Source organism: Mycetocola sp. Y442 (genome assembly GCF_056898615.1).
This window is the reverse complement of sequence record NZ_JBXHBV010000001.1, coordinates 245,614-263,624: the sequence shown is the minus strand read 5'-3', so window position 1 is coordinate 263,624 and position 18,011 is coordinate 245,614. Positions and strand designations below refer to the sequence as shown.

Here is an 18,011-nt window from a genome sequence, read left to right as displayed (position 1 = left end):
GCCCGCTCCCCGGGGCCCGGCCACTCGGCCCAGTGAAAGGAATTCCACACAGGATGAACCCCATGCAGCAGGACCTCGAAGCGTTCAAAGCGGCGTTCCGTCGGCACGCGGCCGGCGTCGCAGCGATCACGGCAAGGGACGCCAATGGGAAACCTGTGGGTTTCACCGCCACCTCGCTCGCATCGCTCAGTGCCGTGCCCCCGCTTGCGACGTTCAACCTGGCACGCAGTGCGAGCAGCTGGCCGGCGATCGCCGACACCGACCGGGTCGTCATTCACATGCTCGGTGCACGCAACAGGTCACTCGCCCAAATCATGGCCGGAGACAATGCGTCGAGGTTCGTCGGTGAGCACTGGCACGAGGGCGAGCACGGGCTGCCCATTCTGGACAACGTCACCACGTGGATGATCGGCCGGGTTATCGAGCGGTTCACCGTTCACAACAGCGCCATCGTCGTTGTGCAGATCGAGAGCGGTGAGGTCGGCGCGGACGACGCTCCCCTGCTCTACCACGAACGCCAGTATTTGCGCCCGGGCGAACTCGCCTAGCCGCGCATAATCCCGGTAATCTCCCGCAGAACGCCGACCCTCCCGTCATCGTGACGGATCACGAGTTCGGTGCCGCGGTCGATGATCGCGAGTGCCCAGGCGTCCGGGCCGATCTCGAAGACCGGTGCGCCACTCTCCTCATCGACAACAACGAGCGGAACCGGTGAGAACACCCAGAACGGCTGCGTCGAAATGACCGTCGGCGGCGCCTCCGCGGAGTCCTGCTCCCCATGCTGGGCTGATGCCGAGTGAACCACATCAGGGACGCGCTCGTCGCGCGCGTCGGGAACGGTCGCCGGCACAGTCTCCGGCAGGACCTCTGCCCCGGTCTCGGAAGCCGTCTCCGGCGCGAGCTCGTCCTCGATCTCGATCTCGATCTCGGGCGCGAGCTCTGGCGCGAGCTCGGGCTGCAGCTCAGGGGCGAGTTCAGCGTCCGCTTCCGACGCCCTCTCGGGCTCGGTCTCGAATGGGGTGTCCGGAACCTCGGTGCGGGACGCGGGCTCCGGGGCTGACGGGTGTTGTGGTGTGGCGGACGGTGCCGCCTCGTGGCCTTCCTGTCCGGACGCGTCGGCGAGGGATTCCTGTTCCGCCACGTGACGGATCGCCGACACCGGTGCGGGCTCTTCGCCCGTCTGAACTTCGTCGATCTCATCGCCGAGGAGAGACTCGTCCGTCGTCCCGCCCGCGAGCACGGTGGGGGGCTGCGTGGCGAGAGGGACACTCGAATCCGAACCGTCGGCGCGGGACCCGGGGACACTCGCCCGCGCCTCCTGGAACTCGGCGTATTGAGAGTCGGTGTCTGACACGGAATCCGGTGACCATCCGCTTCGGCGGTACGCGGCAAAGTCTTCTGGACGTGTATCAGCGGGGGTCAGCTGCACAGACCCCGAGTGCTCGAGGCCGTAGTGATGAACTTCGGGCTGGTGCTCTGCGGTGTGGCGAACGGGGCGGGGCCGAACCGGAACGACGGCGGCCTCCCTCGCGGCGGGGTGCGCCGCGATCTCCGCACGGCGGCTGAAATCTTCGGCGAAGACGGGCACAAACATGGCGCAGACCGTCGGGGCAATGGTCGCCAGCGAAAAGATCAAGCCGAGAATGAGACCAGCTCCCGGCGTGAGTCCGTCGAAGTTGTCGCCGCCAGGATTCCCGCCGAAGGCACCGGGTCGGAACCACGCCGTAAATCCGAGCAACAGGAACAGCGACCCGAGATAGAAACCGGCGGTCGTAACCGCGGCTACCGAGGCGAACTGGTCGACGGAAAGCGAGCCGACCCTGAGCCGCCGTTGCGGTTGCAGCCGACGGATGACGATGAGCGCTCCAGCGGAGGCGAGGAGCAACGCTCCCGGGATGGCGAGCCACGGAGCAGGGGCCCACAGGCTCGAGTATCCGAACAGGTCCGCGTACACGCCTCCGATAAAGGGAAGGAATGAGGCGACGACAACGAGTGCGGCGAGAATCAGAAAGACGATCTCGCGCAGGCTGAACGGGCCGACCCCATAAGGGGCGCCGTTCTCGTCGGTACGCGGGCGGCTGGGCTTTTTCGGTCGAGGTGCGGTTCCGGCACCCGGCAGCGATCCTGACCGAGGTCCTGGCCCGGCGCCGCCCGGAAGTCCGGCCGGAATCTGGCCGGACGCCTGGCCCTCGTCCGACTGGGTCGGGTACGGCTGGCCCGTGTACTGCTCAGCGGGATACTGCTCGGTGGCGTACTGCTCAGCGGAATACTGCTGGTCGGGATAGCCGACGTACTGCTCGGCGGGATACTGCTCCACCGGGTACTGCTGAGCGGGAGACTGCTCCACCGGGTACTGCTGAGCGGGGTACTGCTGAGCGGGGTACTGCCCGGAAGGATACTGCTCAGGCTGGTAGCCACCGGCGGCATACTGCGGTTGCGTCGCCTGGCCAGCCTCATACTGCGGCTGCTCATACTGCGGCTGCTCATACTGCGGCTGCTCGTACTGCTCAGCCTGATACTGCGCCTCATGTCCCTGCGTGTCCAGACGCTCGCCCTGGAACTCCTCACCCTGGAACCGCTGATCAGCGAACGAGGGTGGCGTGGCATCCGAGCCAGTGTCACCGACAGGCTCAGCCGGTTGCGGTTCCGCAGCCGGGTCGCCGAGCGAACCGTCTGCCGGTTCAGCGGGCCAGGCGGCTGCCGGCTGTGCGACAGGTTCTCCGGCGGCGGTGACAGGCTCGTCTCGCGCAGGGTCAACGGGCCGGTTGTCAGGGTTATTCATAGCGTTTTTCCTTCGATCCCGCGCTGAGCACGGTGGTCACGGCGAAGCACCACTGTGCCCCGAACGGGTTCAGCCGATCCTAGCCGAGGCAATTCGGGCCGAGCAACGACTTCAGCTCTCCGAAGAGGTCCGGCGTCACTTTCACTGGGTACGGGATTTCAAAGAGTCGGGCGATGTCGCCACGGACCAGCTTCAGCCGCACTTCCGCGTCACCCGAGTGCCGGGTCAGGATGCCGCCGAGCTGGGTGACCAGTTCGGTCGTCGCCCGCGAATCGGGCATCGTCAGCGTGAGCGGCCCGGAAGAGCCACCCTGGCCGATCTCCGGCGAGAAAATGCTGTATGCGTGCAGGTTCATGCCGTCATCGCGCATGCTGACGCGTCCCCTGACCACGACGACCGAGTCGTTCACCAGGGTCGGTGCGAACTCCTGATACGCCTTCCCCATGAACATCACGGTGATTTCGCCACCGAAGTCCTCCACCTGGATCATGCCGTACTGGTTCCCGGAGGTCTTCGCCACCCGGTGCTGCACGCTCGTGGTGAGGCCTGCGATCGTGACGGTGTCTCCATCCTCCGTGTGATCGGACGTCAGCAAGTCGGTGATTGTGGTGGTCGCGTGCTTGGCCAGTTCGAGCTCAAGACCGGCGAGTGGGTGATCTGATACGTACAGACCGAGCATGTCGCGCTCGAACGCGAGCTTGTCTTTCTTCGACCACTCCGGGCGGTCGGGCATCGCCTCAGCGGTTGCATCCAGTTCGAAGATCCCGCCGAAGAGGTCGACCTGCCCGTTGGCCTCGTTGCGCTTGAGGCTCACCGCGCTCTCGACAGCATCCTCGTGGATTTCGATGAGGCCGCGCCTCGTAGCGCCGAGCGAGTCGAACGCGCCGGCCTTGATCAGCGACTCCATGGTGCGCTTGTTGGCGACCTGGAGTGGAACCTTGCGCAGGAAGTCGTGGAAAGAGGTGAACTCGCCCTCACGCTCCCGGGTCGCTCGAATCGCCTCGACCACGTTGAAACCGACGTTTCGCACGGCGCCAAGGCCGAAGCGGATGTCTTCACCAACGGCGGCGAAGAAGCCGATCGACTGGTTGACGTCTGGCGGGAGCACCTGGATACCCATTCGCCTGCACTCGTTGAGGTAGATGGCGAGTTTGTCGCGGGCGTCGCCGACGCTCGTGAGCAGGGCAGCCATGTACTCGGCCGGGTAGTGCGCCTTGAGGTAGGCCGTCCAATAGGACACAACGCCGTATGCGGCCGAGTGCGCCTTGTTGAATGCGTAGTCGGAGAACGGAAGGAGGATGTCCCACACCGCTTTAATCGCGGCATCCGAGTATCCCCGCTCGTGCATGCCGCCCGAGAATCCCTCGAACTGCTTGTCGAGTTCGGATTTCTTCTTCTTGCCCATGGCGCGCCGAAGAATATCCGCCTGTCCAAGCGAGAAGCCCGCGAGCTTCTGCGCGACACTCATCACCTGCTCCTGGTAGATGATGAGGCCGTATGTTCCACCGAGGATCTCCTGGAGCGGCTCCTCGAGTTCGGGGTGGATGGGCGTAATCGCCTGCAGGCCGTTTTTACGCAGTGCGTAATTGGTGTGCGAGTCCGCGCCCATCGGGCCCGGTCGGTAGAGCGCGATGACTGCCGAGATGTCTTCGAAGTTGTCGGGCTTCATCGACCGGAGGAGGCTCCGCATCGGACCACCGTCGAGCTGGAAGACGCCGAGGGTGTCCCCGCGGGCGAGCAACTCGTATGCGCCTGGGTCGTCGAGCGTGAGTTCCTCGAGCTCGATCCGGTGGCCGCGGTTCGACTCGATGTTGTCGAGCGCGTCACTCACGATGGTGAGGTTGCGCAGCCCGAGGAAGTCCATCTTGATCAGCCCGAGGGACTCGCAGGCCGGGTAATCGAACTGCGTGACGATCTGGCCGTCCTGCTCGCGCTTCATGATCGGGATGATGTCGATGAGCGGGTCGCTCGACATGATCACGCCCGCCGCGTGGACGCCCCACTGGCGCTTGAGGTTCTCGATCCCGAGCGCGGTGTCGAAGACGGTCCTCGCCTCGGCATCCGTCTCGACGATCGTGCGGAGGTCGACCGTTTCCTTGTAACGCGGATGGGTCTTGTCGAAGATGCCGGTGAGCGGTACATCCTTGCCCATGACGGGCGGCGGCATCGCCTTGGTGAGCTTATCGCCCATGCCGAAGGGGAAGCCGAGGACGCGAGAGGAGTCCTTGAGCGCCTGCTTGGCCTTGATGGTTCCGTAGGTGACGATCTGCGCCACTCGCTCGTCGCCGTACTTCTCGGTGACATAGTGGATGACCTCGCCGCGGCGACGATCGTCGAAGTCGACGTCGAAGTCGGGCATCGAGACGCGGTCAGGGTTGAGGAACCGCTCGAAGATGAGCCCGTGCACGAGCGGGTCGAGGTCGGTGATCTTCATCGCGTACGCGACCATCGACCCTGCCCCCGAACCTCGACCAGGTCCGACGCGGATGCCATTTTCCTTGGACCACTTGATGAAGTCGGAGACGACCAGGAAGTAACCGGGGAAACCCATCTGCACGATGACGCCGGCTTCGTAGTTGGCGCGCGCGCGAACGTCGTCTGGGATGCCGTTCGGGTAGCGAACCTGGAGGCCGCGCTCGACCTCCTTGAGGAACCAGGTCTCCTCGGTCTCGCCGGCAGGCACAGGGAACCGGGGCATGTAGCTCGCGCTGGTGTTGAACTCGACGTTGCAGCGCTCGGCGATGGCGAGCGTGTTGTCGCAGGCCTCGGGGTGGTCCCTGAAGAGCTGGCGCATCTGCTCCGCCGACTTGAGATAGAACTCGTCTGCGTCGAACTTGAACCTGTTGGGGTCGTCGAGGGTGGATCCGGACTGAACGCAGAGCAGCGCCGCGTGTGCCTTGGCGTCGTGCGCGTGGGTGTAGTGCAGGTCGTTGGTGGCGAGAAGCGGCAGGTCGAGCTCCTTGGCGAGCTTGAACAGGTCACTCATCGTGCGTCGCTCGACGTCGATTCCGTGGTCCATCACCTCACAGAAGAAGTTGTCTTTGCCGAAGATGTCCTGGAACTCGGCGGCGGCTTTCTTCGCCTCGTCGTACTGGCCGAGACGGAGCCGGGTCTGGATCTCGCCACCGGCGCAGCCGGTCGTGCCGATGACGCCCTTTGCGTAGGTGGAGAGCAGTTCGCGGTCCATGCGCGGCTTGAAGTAGTAACCCTCGATCGACGCGAGCGACGACATCCGGAACAGGTTGTGCATGCCCTCTGTGGTCTCGCTGAGGAGGGTCATGTGGGTGTACGCGCCGCTACCGGAGACGTCGTCGCGACCCTGGGTGCTCGAACCCCAGCGAACGCGGGTCTTGTCACTGCGGTGGGTACCGGGCGTGACGTACGCCTCTGTACCGATGATGGGTTTGATTCCGGCCGCCGTTGCGGTACGCCAGAAGTCGAAGGAACCGAACATGTTGCCATGGTCGGTGACGGCGACGGCCGGCATCTTCTCGGCGATGGCGGCGTCGATCAGTGGTTTGACGCGCGCGGCGCCGTCGAGCATCGAGTACTCGCTGTGGACATGCAGGTGAACGAACGAGTCGTCTGATGAGGTCAAGACTTCTCCGTGAAGCTGGTGGGCTGGACTACAAGCCTAATCCTCGCGGAGGACATCGAGTGCGTGCTGGAGGTCCGCCGGGTAGTCGGAAGTAAAGGTGACCCACTCCCCCGTGCCCGGGTGCGTGAACGACAACTGGCGGGCGTGCAGCCACTGTCGGGTGAGCCCGAGTCGAGCGGAAATCGTGGGATCTGCGCCGTAGAGAGGATCCCCGACGCACGGATGCCGCTGAGCGGCCATGTGTACCCGGATCTGGTGGGTGCGGCCGGATTCGAGGTGGATCTCGAGCAGCGAAGCGCTCGGAAACGCTTCAAGTGTTTCGTAGTGCGTCACCGACGGCTTGCCCTCTGCGGTGACCGCGAACTTCCAGTCGTGCCTGGGGTGGCGTCCGATCGGCGCGTCGATGGTGCCGGCGAGCGGGTCAGGGTGCCCCTGTACGACCGCGTGGTAGACCTTCTCGACCTCCCGGTCGTGGAACGCACGCTTGAGCGCCGTGTACGCCCGCTCGCTCTTGGCAACGACCATGAGTCCTGTTGTGCCGACATCCAGTCGGTGGACGATACCGGCGCGCTCCGTGGCGCCGGACGTCGCCACTGAGTACCCGGCGCCGGCAAGGGCGCCAAGAACGGTTGGCCCGGTCCAGCCCACCGAGGGGTGGGCGGCGACGCCGGTCGGCTTGTCGACCACGATGATGTCGTCATCGTCGTAGACGACCCTCAGGTCGGACACGATCTGAGGAACGACGACAGGCTCCTGCCGGGGCGCCCATGACACCTCGAGCCAGCCTCCGGCGCGGAGGCGATCCGACTTGTCGACGGTCCGCCCGTCGATCATCACGCCACCCGCCTCGGCGACTTCGGCGGCGAAGCTCCGGGAGAAGCCGAGGACCTTGGCGAGACCGGCGTCGACGCGGGAACCGTCAAGCCCGTCAGGGATGGGGAGGCTGCGGGTTTCCATCAGGCAGCTGTGTGGTTCGGGCCGGAAACCGGCGTCTCGACAGCGCGCGCGGTTTCGTGCGGGGAACCGTCCTGCTCGCCCGCTGGCGTGGCATCCGCCTCGTCCTTGACGCTGACCGTGCGGGTGCCGTCGAGGTTGACACCGCGGAGGGTCAGGATGATGAAGAGCCCCATGCTCGAGACGATGCAGATGTCGGCGACGTTATAGATCGCTGGCATCATCCACGGCGTCGAGATGAAGTCGATGACGTGGCCGAGGCCGAACGACGGCTCGCGGAAAAACCGGTCGGTGAGGTTGCCGAGAACGCCGCCGAGAAGCAACCCGAAAACAACGGCCCAGCCGAGAGAACGGATCTTCCTCGCGAGAACCAGAATCGCGATTGTGACCGCGGTCGCGAGGATGGAGAAGATCCAGGTGCTGCCGGCGGCGAGCGAGAACGCCGCACCCGGATTCTTCACGAACTGGAAGAACAGCACGTCGCCGACGACACTGACCCGCTCACCGAGCGGCAGGTTCGAAACGACGAGGTATTTGGTGAATTGATCGAGCGCGAGCGCCGTTCCCGCGATGACCGCGAGAACGACGAGCGCTCGAACACTGGGAGAACCAGCTGGTGTCTTGGGCAAAACCTTAGACGTTGGACTTTTCGGCGCTTGACGCGAAACCGGAACCGGTTCCCTGTGCGCTCGGCCCGCCGTCTGCGTCGAGTTCCTTGAGCTGGTTCTCGATGTAACCGCGGAGCTTCTGGCGGTACTCGCGCTCGAACTCGCGGAGTCCGTCGATCTTCTTCTCGAGGGTTGCGCGCTCCTCGTTGAGGATGTTCATCTGGGCACGCTGCTTGGCCTCGGCCTCGGCGACGACGCGAGCGGCTGTCGCGTGTCCTTCGGCGATGAGAGCGTCGCGCTTCTCGGCACCCTCGCGGACGTGCTCGTCGTGCAGGCGACGGGCGAGCTGGAGCAGGCTCGAGGACGACTCAGAGTCGTCCTGTGCCGGTGCGGCCTGAGCAACAGGTGCGGCTACCGGAGCCGGGGCTGCAGCGGCCTCAGCCGGACGCTCGCCCGAGTCGGAACCGGCGGCTTCGAGCTTGGCCTGAAGTTCCTGGTTCTCCTGGAGCAGACGCCGCAATTCGACGACGACCTCATCGAGGAAGTCGTCGACCTCGTCCTGGTCGTATCCCTCGCGGAACTTGGTCTGCTGGAACTGCTTGTTGACAACATCTTCCGGAGTTAGCGCCATGGCTTCCCACCTCTTACTTGTTTTGGCTCGGTTTGGCTCGAATGGACGTGCCTACGCTAGCAAAGTCCCCGGCGGTTCAGCTGGGATCGAAGCGATGAAGGACACGTGCGTTTCAGGATACCGCTATGACCGCTCCCGGCGCAGGACCGGAGCCGGACCGGCGCGTGCTCGCGGCAACGACTGCGGACGGCGCTGTGAGCACGAGCGCGGCGATCACCGTCGGTGGCACATAACCGGGGCCTGTACCCGCAGAAAAACTCTCAGCGAAGTATGACGTTGACCAGGGTCATCGCAATGATCACGCAGAGCATCGTGATGCTCCAGCCGAAATCGAGTGCGAGCGCACCCATCCGGATCGGCGGAAGGATTCGCCGGAAGAACCGAATGGGAGGATCGGTCAGCGAATACACCAGCTCGGCGACGACGAGGACGAACTTCTCGGGCCGCCAGCGGGGCTTGAAAGTGCGCACAAGGTCGAGTGCGAATCGCGCCCACATCACGAAGAAGTAAAGCAGCAGCGCGAAGTACAGGATGTTTCGAATCAGAGAAAGAACGGAGTCCACCCGTCAATTATTGCTGAGCGAAGAAGGTGGATTCTGCCGCAGCAGCTCCACCGGCATCCCCGAGCACTGCAACGTGCTGGGGTGAGAGCAGGAACACCTTGCTCGTCACGCGCTCGATCTTTCCGTAGAGACCCTGTGAGAGTCCGCTCGCGAAGTCGATGAGGCGCTTGGCGTCGCCCTCGCTCATCTGCGAGAGGTTGATGATGACGGGAACGCCGTCACGGAACGTCTCGGCGATGACCTGCGCGTCGCGGTACTGCTTGGGGTGCACAGTGAGGATCTCGTTGAGCTCAGTGGGTGCAGCCTGCGTTGTTGCCGTCGGGCGGCGCAGCGGGGTGACCGGCGCTCGATTCGCGACGGGGGTCGGCGTCGATGCCGGTGTGCTCGCGGCACTCGTGCCTGAGCTCTGCGCGGCCGGTGCGGCCTGGGGCGCAGCGGTATCCCGGGCTTCGTACTCAAGATCGTCGTCTGCGAGGCCAAGGTAGACCATGGTCTTCTTCAGGGGGTTGGACATCGCTACCTCCGTTTGTGCGGTTCCTTCTCTATGAACATTAACCGTCTGTTGGCCTGATACCCGTGATTGCCGTTCCAATGCGAAGGTGTGTCGCGCCTTCGAGGAGGGCTTCACGATAGTCGTGTGACATTCCCGCTGAGATATGGGACGCAGCGGGCTGAAGGGCGACGACCCGCTCCGAGTACTCCCGGAGGCGAGCGAAAGCCTCGCGAGGCTCACCGCCGACCGGCGCGACAGCCATCACGCCAAGAAGCTCGAGCCCGGGAGCGTCAAGGACCTGCTCGACGAGTGGCTCAAGACCCGAGGGCGCTACTCCCCCGCGTGCGGCGTCGTCGGTCAGGTTGATCTGGATGAAGCACGGCAACGCCGGAACGCTCTCGTCGGTCGCAAGCGCTGTCACGAGCGCGGGGCGGTCGACGGAATGAACCACGCTCGCATACTGCCTCACCTGCCGGGCTTTCTTTGACTGCAGTTGCCCGACGAAGTGCCAGTTGAGGTCTGTGAGCCGCGCGAGTTCGGCGGCCTTCAGCGAGGCCTCCTGGTGTCTGTTCTCACCGAAGTCGCGCACTCCGAGCCGGTAAAGCTCCTCGACAAGCGTCGCCGGGTGGAACTTGGTGACGACAATTGTGGTGATCTCGGCACCGGTCCGGCCTGCTTCGGCAAGCGCATCGCCGATTCCGCTCTTCACGGACGCCAGACGCTCGGCCAGCGAGAGCTGGCCGAGCGTCTGTTCGTTCTCGGAGGTCATTTCCTACTTGAGGAAGTCGGGAATGTCGAGCTCGTCCTCGTCCGCAAAAGCCGGGTCAGCGGCCGCTGGCGGGGTGGACAGCGACTCCTCGGTGACGCGCCAGGTCTGGGGCGCCTCGGTGAGCACAGCTCCGCTGGCAGCCTTCTCGGCGCCGGCGCTCGACGAGGGGGCCGCGGCGACCGCTGGAGCGCTCGTCATGACGCCACCGGTTGTGATGACGGCGTCACGAACCGACTCGCCCGCACGCGACGGTGGTTCGCCACCGTCGAAACCGGCGGCGATAACCGTTACCCGGACTTCATCACCGAGAGTGTCGTCGATGACGGCACCGAAGATGATGTTCGCCTCGGGGTGCACAGCTTCCTGGACCAGGCGGGCGGCGTCGTTGATCTCGAAGATTCCGAGGTTGGAGCCACCCTGGATCGACAGGAGAACACCGTGTGCGCCCTCGATCGATGCCTCGAGCAAGGGAGACGCGACAGCGAGTTCCGCCGCCTTGATGGCGCGGTCAGCGCCTCGCGACGAACCGATACCCATGAGGGCGGAACCGGCACCCTGCATGACGCTCTTCACGTCGGCGAAGTCGAGGTTGATCAGGCCTGGTGTCGTGATCAGGTCGGTGATGCCCTGAACACCCGCGAGGAGCACCTGGTCGGCGGTCGAGAACGCCTCGAGCATGCTGATGCCGCGGTCGCTGATCTCAAGGAGACGATCGTTCGGCACGACGATGAGCGTGTCGACTTCTTCCTTGAGCTTCGCGACGCCGAGTTCGGCCTGAGCCTGGCGACGACGGCCTTCGAAGCCGAACGGCTTCGTGACGACACCGATCGTCAGTGCACCGATGGACTTGGCGATCCGGGCGACGACGGGAGCGCCTCCGGTACCGGTTCCGCCGCCCTCACCGGCGGTGACGAAGACCATGTCGGCCCCCGCGAGTGCTTCTTCGATTTCTTCAGCGTGGTCCTCGGCGGCGCGACGGCCGACCTCGGGGTCCGCTCCGGCGCCGAGACCGCGGGTGATCTCGCGTCCGACGTCGAGCTTGACGTCTGCGTCGCTCATGAGCAACGCCTGTGCGTCGGTATTGATGGCGATGAACTCGACGCCGCGAAGGCCGAGCTCAATCATTCGGTTGACAGCATTGACGCCGCCGCCGCCGATGCCGACGACCTTGATTACGGCAAGGTAGTTCTGGTTTGTAGTCACGTCCGGCCTCCGGTGAGAACCCTCAACCTCAGGTTAAGGTTTAAAGTTATGCTCAGTATGCATTTCTTGTGATTGACGTTAGGGCCAGATCAGTCCGGCACAGGGACCTGTCCCGCGTGTCGGGGAACCGGCGCGGAAATTGACCGTGGCGCGGGGTCAGCGCACGACGGCGACAGAGGGGGAGCTGACGTCGTAGACGTCAAAACCCGGCTGGGATGCCATGAGTCTGGTGAGCGTGTATGCCTTGAGTTTCGACTCGTCCCCACTCCCCCAGACAACCGTCGCCTCGCTGTCGCGGAGGGTGAAAGTCACGTCGTCCTTTGTCGTCGCCGTGACCTCATCGACAGTGGCGAGCAACTCTGCCGGAATGCTGCGAAGAGCTGCGGCGGCAGCTGTGAAACCGTCTGCGTCCGAGCCCCCATCGACAGCGATCAGCGGGTAGTTCGGCGGCCTCGTCGCCGAATCAGCGATGACGACTCCGGCGGCGTCGACGACCGAGAACCCGTCGGCTGTCGCCAGGGCGCCGACCGGGGTGCGCTCAACGAGCCGAACCACGAGCGTCGACGGCGGCCGGGCCTGGATCGAATATGACTCGATCAGCGGGTACGTCACCAGGGCTGCCTTGATGGCCGTGTCGTCGACGAGCGGGAACGGCGAACCGAGCTGGCTCGACAGGTCGTCGACGACGGCGTCGGAATTGACGAGGAACGCTCCCTCGACCTGGATCTCCCGCACGGACAGCAGAGGAGTGTACGCGGCGACCACAGCGGCGAGAGCGAGAACGACGATGCTGCCGATCCCGATGAGCCAGTTGCGGCGCACCCTGCGGGAGCCAGCAGTGAAGCGCTTGACCTCCGCGCGCTCGAGCCGCTTGCGCAGCTTCTGCGCCTCACGGAGAGTATTACCCGAACCGCCAGCTGACCCGATGCCGGCGCCGCCCGCCGCCGGGTCTTTCTTTTCACCGTCGGCCGTGAACAGCGGGATGGGAGTGGCTGTGGCTCCCCTGGCATCCCGCGCACGACCCGCGTCGCTGGCCGAGCCGGTGTCATCACGCCCGGCATTCCCGGCACGACCGGCAGCACCGTCAGCACCGGGACCGCGTTCAGCCCCGGTGGCTCGTGGCGGGTTCGCCGGTCGCTGTGGGGTAAAACCCGCTGGGCGCTTCATGAAGCTAGCCCCGTGACGCGGTCAGTGAACCGAGGAGCTGCGGGACGATGCGGTACACGTCACCACAGCCGAGGGTGATGACGAAGTCACCCGGCCGCGCGATCGACGCGACGTAGTCGGCCGCTTCCTGCCAGTCAGAAATGAACCTGACCTTCTCCGGGTCCTGGAACTTCTCCGACACCAGCGCGCCGGTGACGCCCGGCTCCGGATCTTCCCTCGCGCCGTAGACGTCGAGGACGACGGTCTCGTCGGCGTGCGACTCGAGCGTCTCGGCGAATTCGCCGGCCATGAGCCGGGTTCGGCTGTACAGGTGCGGCTGGTGCACCGCGATGATCCGCCCCTCACCGACAACCGTCCTCGCCGCTGACAGCGCGGCTGCGACCTCTGTGGGGTGGTGGGCGTAGTCGTCATAGACGCTCACGCCATCGACGGCGCCGTGAAGCTCGAAGCGGCGCTCGGTGCCGCCGAATTCGGCGATCGCAGCGAGGGACTCAGAGGCGCCGAACCCCAGGCCGACAAGAACGGCGAACGCGCCGGCGGCGTTGATGGCGTTGTGCTTGCCGGGGACGCGGAGCGTTGCCCCGTTGTCCTGCCCCTCGTAGCTCACGATGAAGGACACAGGACCCTCTGTGCTGATCGAGGAAACGCGGACGTCGGCATCCGGGCTCTCACCGAAGGTGATGATCCGCTTGTCAGTGAGCTTCTTCGTCACACGGACCGCGCCGGGGTCGTCTGACGAGATGACGACGAACTCTGAGGCGTTCTGCGCGAACGTCACAAACGCGTCGTCAAACGCTTCAAACGAGCCGTAGTGGTCGAGGTGATCGGCGTCAACGTTGGTGATGAGGGCCACAGCTGTGTCGTACAGCAGGAAGGAGCCGTCTGATTCGTCAGCCTCGACGACGAAGAGGTCACCGCTGCCCGCTGCGCTCGAAACGCCGAGCGATTCGATGACGCCTCCGTTCACAAAGCTCGGGCTCTCGGAGAGTCCGAGGAGACCGGTAACGATCATGCCGGTGGAGGTGGTCTTGCCGTGTGCCCCCGCCACGGCAACGAGCCGCTTGCCGTTGATGATCCAGGCCAGTGCCTGTGACCTGTGCAATATGGGAATCCCGCGCTCCCTGGCGAGGAGATATTCGGGGTTGGTCGGCCAGAGCGCGCTCGTCACAACGAGGGTGTCGGCGTCGCCGACATTCGCAGCATCGTGCCCGATCGCGATCTTCGCGCCGAGTCCGCGAAGCGCCTCGATGTTCGCCGAGTCACGCACGTCTGACCCGGTGACTGTGTGTCCTGCTGCGAGGAAGAGTCGGGCGATGCCGCTCATTCCGGATCCGCCGATACCAACGAAATGGACGGTTCCGAGTTCTTCGGGAATCTCGATGGTGAAGTCGGGTTTGATCACTGTGTGCTTCCTGGTGTGGTTATGCTGCCGCATCGGCAGGTCGAGTGTAAGCCTGTGGGCTGGGAGTCAGGAGGTCCCGAGGGCCTCGCGGATGAGGGCAAGCATCCGTGTCGATCCCTCGAGGGTTCCCATCAGCCGCGACTGGACGGCCATGTCCTGGACGCGCATCCGGTCGGTCATGAGCGGAATCAGCGAGGACGACACCCACTCGGGAGTGAACTTCGAATCGAGCACGATGACCGCGCCACCGGCGTTGACGGCGTCGGCCGCGTTGTAGCGCTGCTCGCCGTTTCCGACCGGGTACGGCACGTACGCCGCTGGGATGCCAAGGGCGCTCAGTTCGGAAACCGTCGCGGCGCCGGCACGCGAGACGGCGAAGTCGGCAACCGCGAGAGCGAGGTCCATCCGGTCGCAGTACTGCGCCATCCGGTAGTGGCGGGTTCCGGGGTCGGTGAGTTCGGACTTGTCACCGATGATGTGCAGGATCTGGAAACCCGCGGCGATGATGGCGTCGCGGGAATCGTAGATCGTCTGGTTGACCTTGCGTGCACCGAGCGAGCCGCCGGTGACCAGGAGTGTCGGGCGGTCATCGGCGAGGTCGAAGACCTCCCTGCCTTCCTTCCTGGCAGCGTCACGGTCGAGCCGTTCGATCTCGCGGCGAAGCGGCATACCGACGAACCGGGAATTCCGCAGCCTCGTGCCGTGGAAAGCGACACCGACAAACTTGGTGTATCTGGCGCCGAGGCGGTTGGCGAGGCCAGGCTTCGCGTTTGCCTCGTGGATGACGAGAGGGACCCCGGCCCGCTTGGCAGCGAGATAGGCCGGAGCTGAGGCGTAGCCGCCGAAGCCGACGACGACATCGATCTCGTGCGTCGAAAGCATGTCGACGACGCTCGATACGGCCTGCGAGAAGCGCGCGGGGAATCGGGCAGCTGCCTTGTTCACGCGGCGGGGGAACGGGACCTTCTCGATGGTCAGCAACTCGTAACCGCGTTCAGGGACGAGCCTCGCCTCGAGGCCCTCCTTCGTTCCAAGCACGAGGATCTTCGCGTCGGGTTCACGCTCGGTAATGGCATCCGCAATCGCCAGGAGCGGGTTGACGTGACCGGCCGTTCCTCCGCCTGCGAGTAGGTAATTAGTCATCGTGTGTAGTGCTCCCCTGCCTGGGTGAATCGAGGTTTCGCCGCCTGCTCACGCGCAAATGACAGCACGATCCCGACGGCGCAGAGGGACGTCAGGAGTGCCGTCCCTCCCGCTGAGATGAAAGGAAGAGGGACGCCGAGGACGGGCAGCAGCCTGAGCACGACCCCGATGTTGACGAAGGCCTGACCGATGATCCAGACCAGGATCGCGCCCGTGGTGATCCGGACGAAGGGGTCGGAGCTCGCCCGGATCACTCGTACGAACGACACGGCAAGAAGGACGAACATGCCCAGGACGACGGTCGCGCCGATGAGACCGAGTTCCTCCCCGATGATGGCGAAAATGTAGTCGTTGGATGCTGCGGGCAGCCAGGAGTACTTCTCTCGCGAGTTTCCGAGCCCCAGTCCGAACACTCCCCCGTTTGCCAGCGCCCAGGTGCCGTGAAGCGGCTGCCAGCACAGGTTCTCGTAGTCAGCGCACTCCTCGTCGAGGAACGTCAGGATGCGCGCCATCCGGTTGGGGCTGATAAGCGCCATGACGGTGAACAGTGCAATGCCCGCGAGCACGGGGACGAGCACATATCGGAGTTTGAGGTTCGCGAAGAACATCGCACCGATGACGATGCCAGCCATGATCACGACGGTTCCGAGGTCCTTACCCCCGAGCACGAGGCCGAGGGCAAGCGCCGACACAGGGACAACAGGGATGAGGGCGTGCTTCCAGTCGGAGAGCAGGTTGATCTTCTTGCCGAGGATAAACCCGAGCCACACCGCCAGCGCGAGCTTGAGCAACTCGGACGGCTGTCCGTTGATCGGGCCGATCGCGATCCAGTTGCGGTTTCCGCCCTCGGAGATGCCGAGGGGCGTGAAAACCAGGAGTTGGAGGATCAGCGCACCGAACAGGGCGAGCCAGGCCCACTTCTTCCAGAACCGCACGGGTATCCGCGAGATAACCAGCATGAGCGGGATGCCGATGAGCGCGTACGTCGCCTGCTTCCAGAAACCGCCGAAGAAGCCCTTGTTGTCGAGGAACGAATCGACAGACGAACTGGAGAGGACCATGACGAGCCCGACACCGACGAGAAAGACAGTGGTGCAGAGGACGAGGAGGTAGGTGCTGGATTCGGGGCGGATCTGCGCGCCCAGTCGAACCCGTGAGCTCCTGGCGCCGGTCTCTTCGCTACGCGGACGGTCGGTTGGTGGGGCGGTCATCAGCCTCACCTTCCCATCGCTGGCGTACAGCATCCGCAAACAGTCGTCCACGTTCCGCGTAATCGGCGAACTGGTCCATCGACGCCGCGGCAGGTGCGAGGAGCACCACATCACCCGCAACGGCGATTTCCGATGCCAGTTCGACGGCACGGGGCATGACATCTTCAGTGTTGTCTGCGTCCACCTCGAGCAGGGGGACGTGGGACGCGTGTCGCTCGAATGCAGCGAGAACCGCACTCCGGTCCTTGCCGATGATCACGGCTCCGCGGAGCCGGTCACTGTGCCGCGCGACGAGGTCGCTGATATCGACGCCCTTGAGCAGTCCGCCGAGGATCCAGACGACCGACGGGTATGCGCCGAGAGAGGCGTCAGCCGCGTGCGGGTTGGTCGCCTTCGAGTCATTGACCCAGCTGATTTCGCCCCTGGTCAAAACCGGCTGGATCCGATGAGCGTCAAGGCGGAAGTCGGTGAGGGCCTCGCGAACCTGTGCTGGCGTCACGCCGAACGATCGGGCGAGAGCGCTCGCGGCGAGCACGTTCTGGACGATGTGCGGCGCAGCAAGTCCCGCGGCGGCGAGGTCATCCACGGTGGTGATCTCGAGCGCGGACGAGAACCGCTCCTCAAGGAAGGCCCTGTCAACGACGATGCCGTCGACGATGCCGAAATCACTCGGGCCGGGAACGCCGAGGCCGAACCCGATGGCGCGCGCGCCCTCGGCTACCTCGGCATCGCGCACGAGCGCTTCGGTGCGGCCATCGGATTTGTTGTAGACGCAGGCAACCCTGGTGCGATCGTAGACGTGGCCCTTTGCCGCCACGTATGCCTCGAACGACCCGTGCCAGTCGATGTGGTCCATGGCGATGTTGAGGCACGCGCTCGAATACGGCGTGACGAAGTCCGGTCCGGCCTGGCCGCCCAGATAGTGCAACTGGTAGCTGGAGAGCTCAACGACGAAGACGTCGAAGCCCTGCGGATCACGAACGGCGTCGAGCACAGGCACACCGATATTGCCGCACGGGGCCACCCTGAGGCCCGCTTGCGCCAGCATGGCGGCCGCGAGCTGGACCGTCGTGGTCTTGCCGTTTGTGCCGGTCACGAGCAGCCACTCGGCCGGCGTGCCGACCTTGTCCCTGACCCGCCAGGCGAGTTCGATATCGCCCCACACCGGAACGCCGCTGGAGTTGGCCCACTCGAGGAGCGGGTGGTCGGGGTGGAACCCGGGCGAGACGATGACGACCTCTGGACGGTGGTCCTCGAGTTCCGGCGGCACAACCGTGAGGTCGGCCTGAACGAGACGCGCACCGATCACATCGATGAGTCCCGCGCGTTCGTCCGGACCGGCGGGCGCGAGCACCAGCACGTCGGCACCGAGTTCGGCCAGGGTATCCGCCGCGGCGAACCCGGTCACACCGAGGCCGAGTACCGCGACGCGCAGCCCCGTCCAGTCGGCGTGCCAGCTCGTGAGTGTGTTCAGGCGATCAGTCATT

15 protein-coding genes are annotated in these 18,011 nt (G+C 64.9%); 1 reads left to right on the top strand and 14 read right to left on the bottom strand.

The window, feature by feature from the left end; translation table 11 throughout:
- Positions 1-53: 53 nt before the first annotated feature.
- Positions 54-548, top strand: a complete 495-nt coding sequence (locus tag AC1X6S_RS01245; protein ID WP_483404026.1) for a flavin reductase family protein — start codon at positions 54-56, stop codon at positions 546-548.
- Here AC1X6S_RS01245 and AC1X6S_RS01240 read toward each other — a convergent pair.
- From AC1X6S_RS01240 to murD, 14 genes are all read right to left on the bottom strand, one after another.
- On the bottom strand, positions 545-2,782 hold the full coding sequence (locus AC1X6S_RS01240; protein ID WP_483404025.1) for a hypothetical protein: 2,238 nt from the start codon (positions 2,780-2,782) through the stop codon (positions 545-547). The genes AC1X6S_RS01245 and AC1X6S_RS01240 overlap by 4 nt on opposite strands.
- 79 nt (positions 2,783-2,861) lie before the next feature.
- A complete protein-coding gene (gene dnaE, locus AC1X6S_RS01235; protein ID WP_483404024.1) occupies positions 2,862-6,380 on the bottom strand; it encodes a DNA polymerase III subunit alpha in 3,519 nt (1,172 codons plus the stop codon).
- Between the two features lie 36 nt (positions 6,381-6,416).
- The gene (locus AC1X6S_RS01230; RefSeq protein ID WP_483404023.1) at positions 6,417-7,337 is read right to left on the bottom strand and encodes an RluA family pseudouridine synthase; all 921 of its coding nucleotides are present in this window, start codon (positions 7,335-7,337) and stop codon (positions 6,417-6,419) included.
- Complete coding sequence (gene lspA, locus AC1X6S_RS01225; protein WP_483404022.1) at positions 7,337-7,963, bottom strand: signal peptidase II; 627 nt, start codon at positions 7,961-7,963, stop codon at positions 7,337-7,339. Before lspA ends, AC1X6S_RS01230 begins: the two co-directional genes overlap by 1 nt.
- A 4-nt stretch (positions 7,964-7,967) precedes the next feature.
- Positions 7,968-8,573, bottom strand: a complete 606-nt coding sequence (locus AC1X6S_RS01220) for a DivIVA domain-containing protein (RefSeq protein ID WP_483404021.1) — start codon at positions 8,571-8,573, stop codon at positions 7,968-7,970.
- A 260-nt stretch (positions 8,574-8,833) separates the two neighbouring features.
- Positions 8,834-9,136 carry a YggT family protein gene (locus AC1X6S_RS01215; protein ID WP_483404020.1) on the bottom strand — a complete coding sequence of 101 codons (303 nt, stop codon included), beginning with the start codon at positions 9,134-9,136 and terminating at the stop codon, positions 8,834-8,836.
- A 7-nt stretch (positions 9,137-9,143) separates the two neighbouring features.
- On the bottom strand, positions 9,144-9,650 hold the full coding sequence (locus AC1X6S_RS01210) for a cell division protein SepF (protein ID WP_483404019.1): 507 nt from the start codon (positions 9,648-9,650) through the stop codon (positions 9,144-9,146).
- 37 nt (positions 9,651-9,687) lie between these two features.
- On the bottom strand, positions 9,688-10,398 hold the full coding sequence (locus tag AC1X6S_RS01205; RefSeq protein WP_483404018.1) for a YggS family pyridoxal phosphate-dependent enzyme: 711 nt from the start codon (positions 10,396-10,398) through the stop codon (positions 9,688-9,690).
- A gap of 3 nt (positions 10,399-10,401) precedes the next feature.
- Complete coding sequence (gene ftsZ, locus AC1X6S_RS01200) at positions 10,402-11,601, bottom strand: cell division protein FtsZ (protein WP_483404017.1); 1,200 nt, start codon at positions 11,599-11,601, stop codon at positions 10,402-10,404.
- Positions 11,602-11,757: 156 nt separating this feature from the next.
- Positions 11,758-12,768 carry a cell division protein FtsQ/DivIB gene (locus AC1X6S_RS01195; protein ID WP_483404016.1) on the bottom strand — a complete coding sequence of 337 codons (1,011 nt, stop codon included), beginning with the start codon at positions 12,766-12,768 and terminating at the stop codon, positions 11,758-11,760.
- A gap of 4 nt (positions 12,769-12,772) precedes the next feature.
- Complete coding sequence (gene murC, locus AC1X6S_RS01190; protein ID WP_483404015.1) at positions 12,773-14,170, bottom strand: UDP-N-acetylmuramate--L-alanine ligase; 1,398 nt, start codon at positions 14,168-14,170, stop codon at positions 12,773-12,775.
- A 66-nt stretch (positions 14,171-14,236) separates the two neighbouring features.
- On the bottom strand, positions 14,237-15,313 hold the full coding sequence (locus AC1X6S_RS01185) for a UDP-N-acetylglucosamine--N-acetylmuramyl-(pentapeptide) pyrophosphoryl-undecaprenol N-acetylglucosamine transferase (RefSeq protein ID WP_483404014.1): 1,077 nt from the start codon (positions 15,311-15,313) through the stop codon (positions 14,237-14,239).
- A complete protein-coding gene (gene ftsW / locus AC1X6S_RS01180) occupies positions 15,310-16,524 on the bottom strand; it encodes a putative lipid II flippase FtsW (RefSeq protein ID WP_483404013.1) in 1,215 nt (404 codons plus the stop codon). The genes AC1X6S_RS01185 and ftsW overlap by 4 nt, the downstream gene beginning before the upstream one ends.
- Positions 16,493-18,010 (bottom strand): UDP-N-acetylmuramoyl-L-alanine--D-glutamate ligase, encoded by a 1,518-nt coding sequence (gene murD / locus AC1X6S_RS01175; protein WP_483404012.1) that lies wholly within the window; start codon positions 18,008-18,010, stop codon positions 16,493-16,495. Before murD ends, ftsW begins: the two co-directional genes overlap by 32 nt.
- Position 18,011: the final 1 nt, after the last annotated feature.

Coding starts and splice junctions, on each gene's coding strand:
- AC1X6S_RS01210 (WP_483404019.1), bottom strand. CDS start 9,650: ATGTCCAACCCCCTGAAGAAGACCATGGTCTACCTTGGCCTCGCAGAC.
- murD (WP_483404012.1), bottom strand. CDS start 18,010: ATGACTGATCGCCTGAACACACTCACGAGCTGGCACGCCGACTGGACG.
- AC1X6S_RS01195 (WP_483404016.1), bottom strand. CDS start 12,768: ATGAAGCGCCCAGCGGGTTTTACCCCACAGCGACCGGCGAACCCGCCA.
- AC1X6S_RS01185 (WP_483404014.1), bottom strand. CDS start 15,313: ATGACTAATTACCTACTCGCAGGCGGAGGAACGGCCGGTCACGTCAAC.
- AC1X6S_RS01205 (WP_483404018.1), bottom strand. CDS start 10,398: ATGACCTCCGAGAACGAACAGACGCTCGGCCAGCTCTCGCTGGCCGAG.
- ftsW (WP_483404013.1), bottom strand. CDS start 16,524: ATGACCGCCCCACCAACCGACCGTCCGCGTAGCGAAGAGACCGGCGCC.
- AC1X6S_RS01245 (WP_483404026.1), top strand. CDS start 54: ATGAACCCCATGCAGCAGGACCTCGAAGCGTTCAAAGCGGCGTTCCGT.
- AC1X6S_RS01230 (WP_483404023.1), bottom strand. CDS start 7,337: ATGGAAACCCGCAGCCTCCCCATCCCTGACGGGCTTGACGGTTCCCGC.
- AC1X6S_RS01220 (WP_483404021.1), bottom strand. CDS start 8,573: ATGGCGCTAACTCCGGAAGATGTTGTCAACAAGCAGTTCCAGCAGACC.
- AC1X6S_RS01240 (WP_483404025.1), bottom strand. CDS start 2,782: ATGAATAACCCTGACAACCGGCCCGTTGACCCTGCGCGAGACGAGCCT.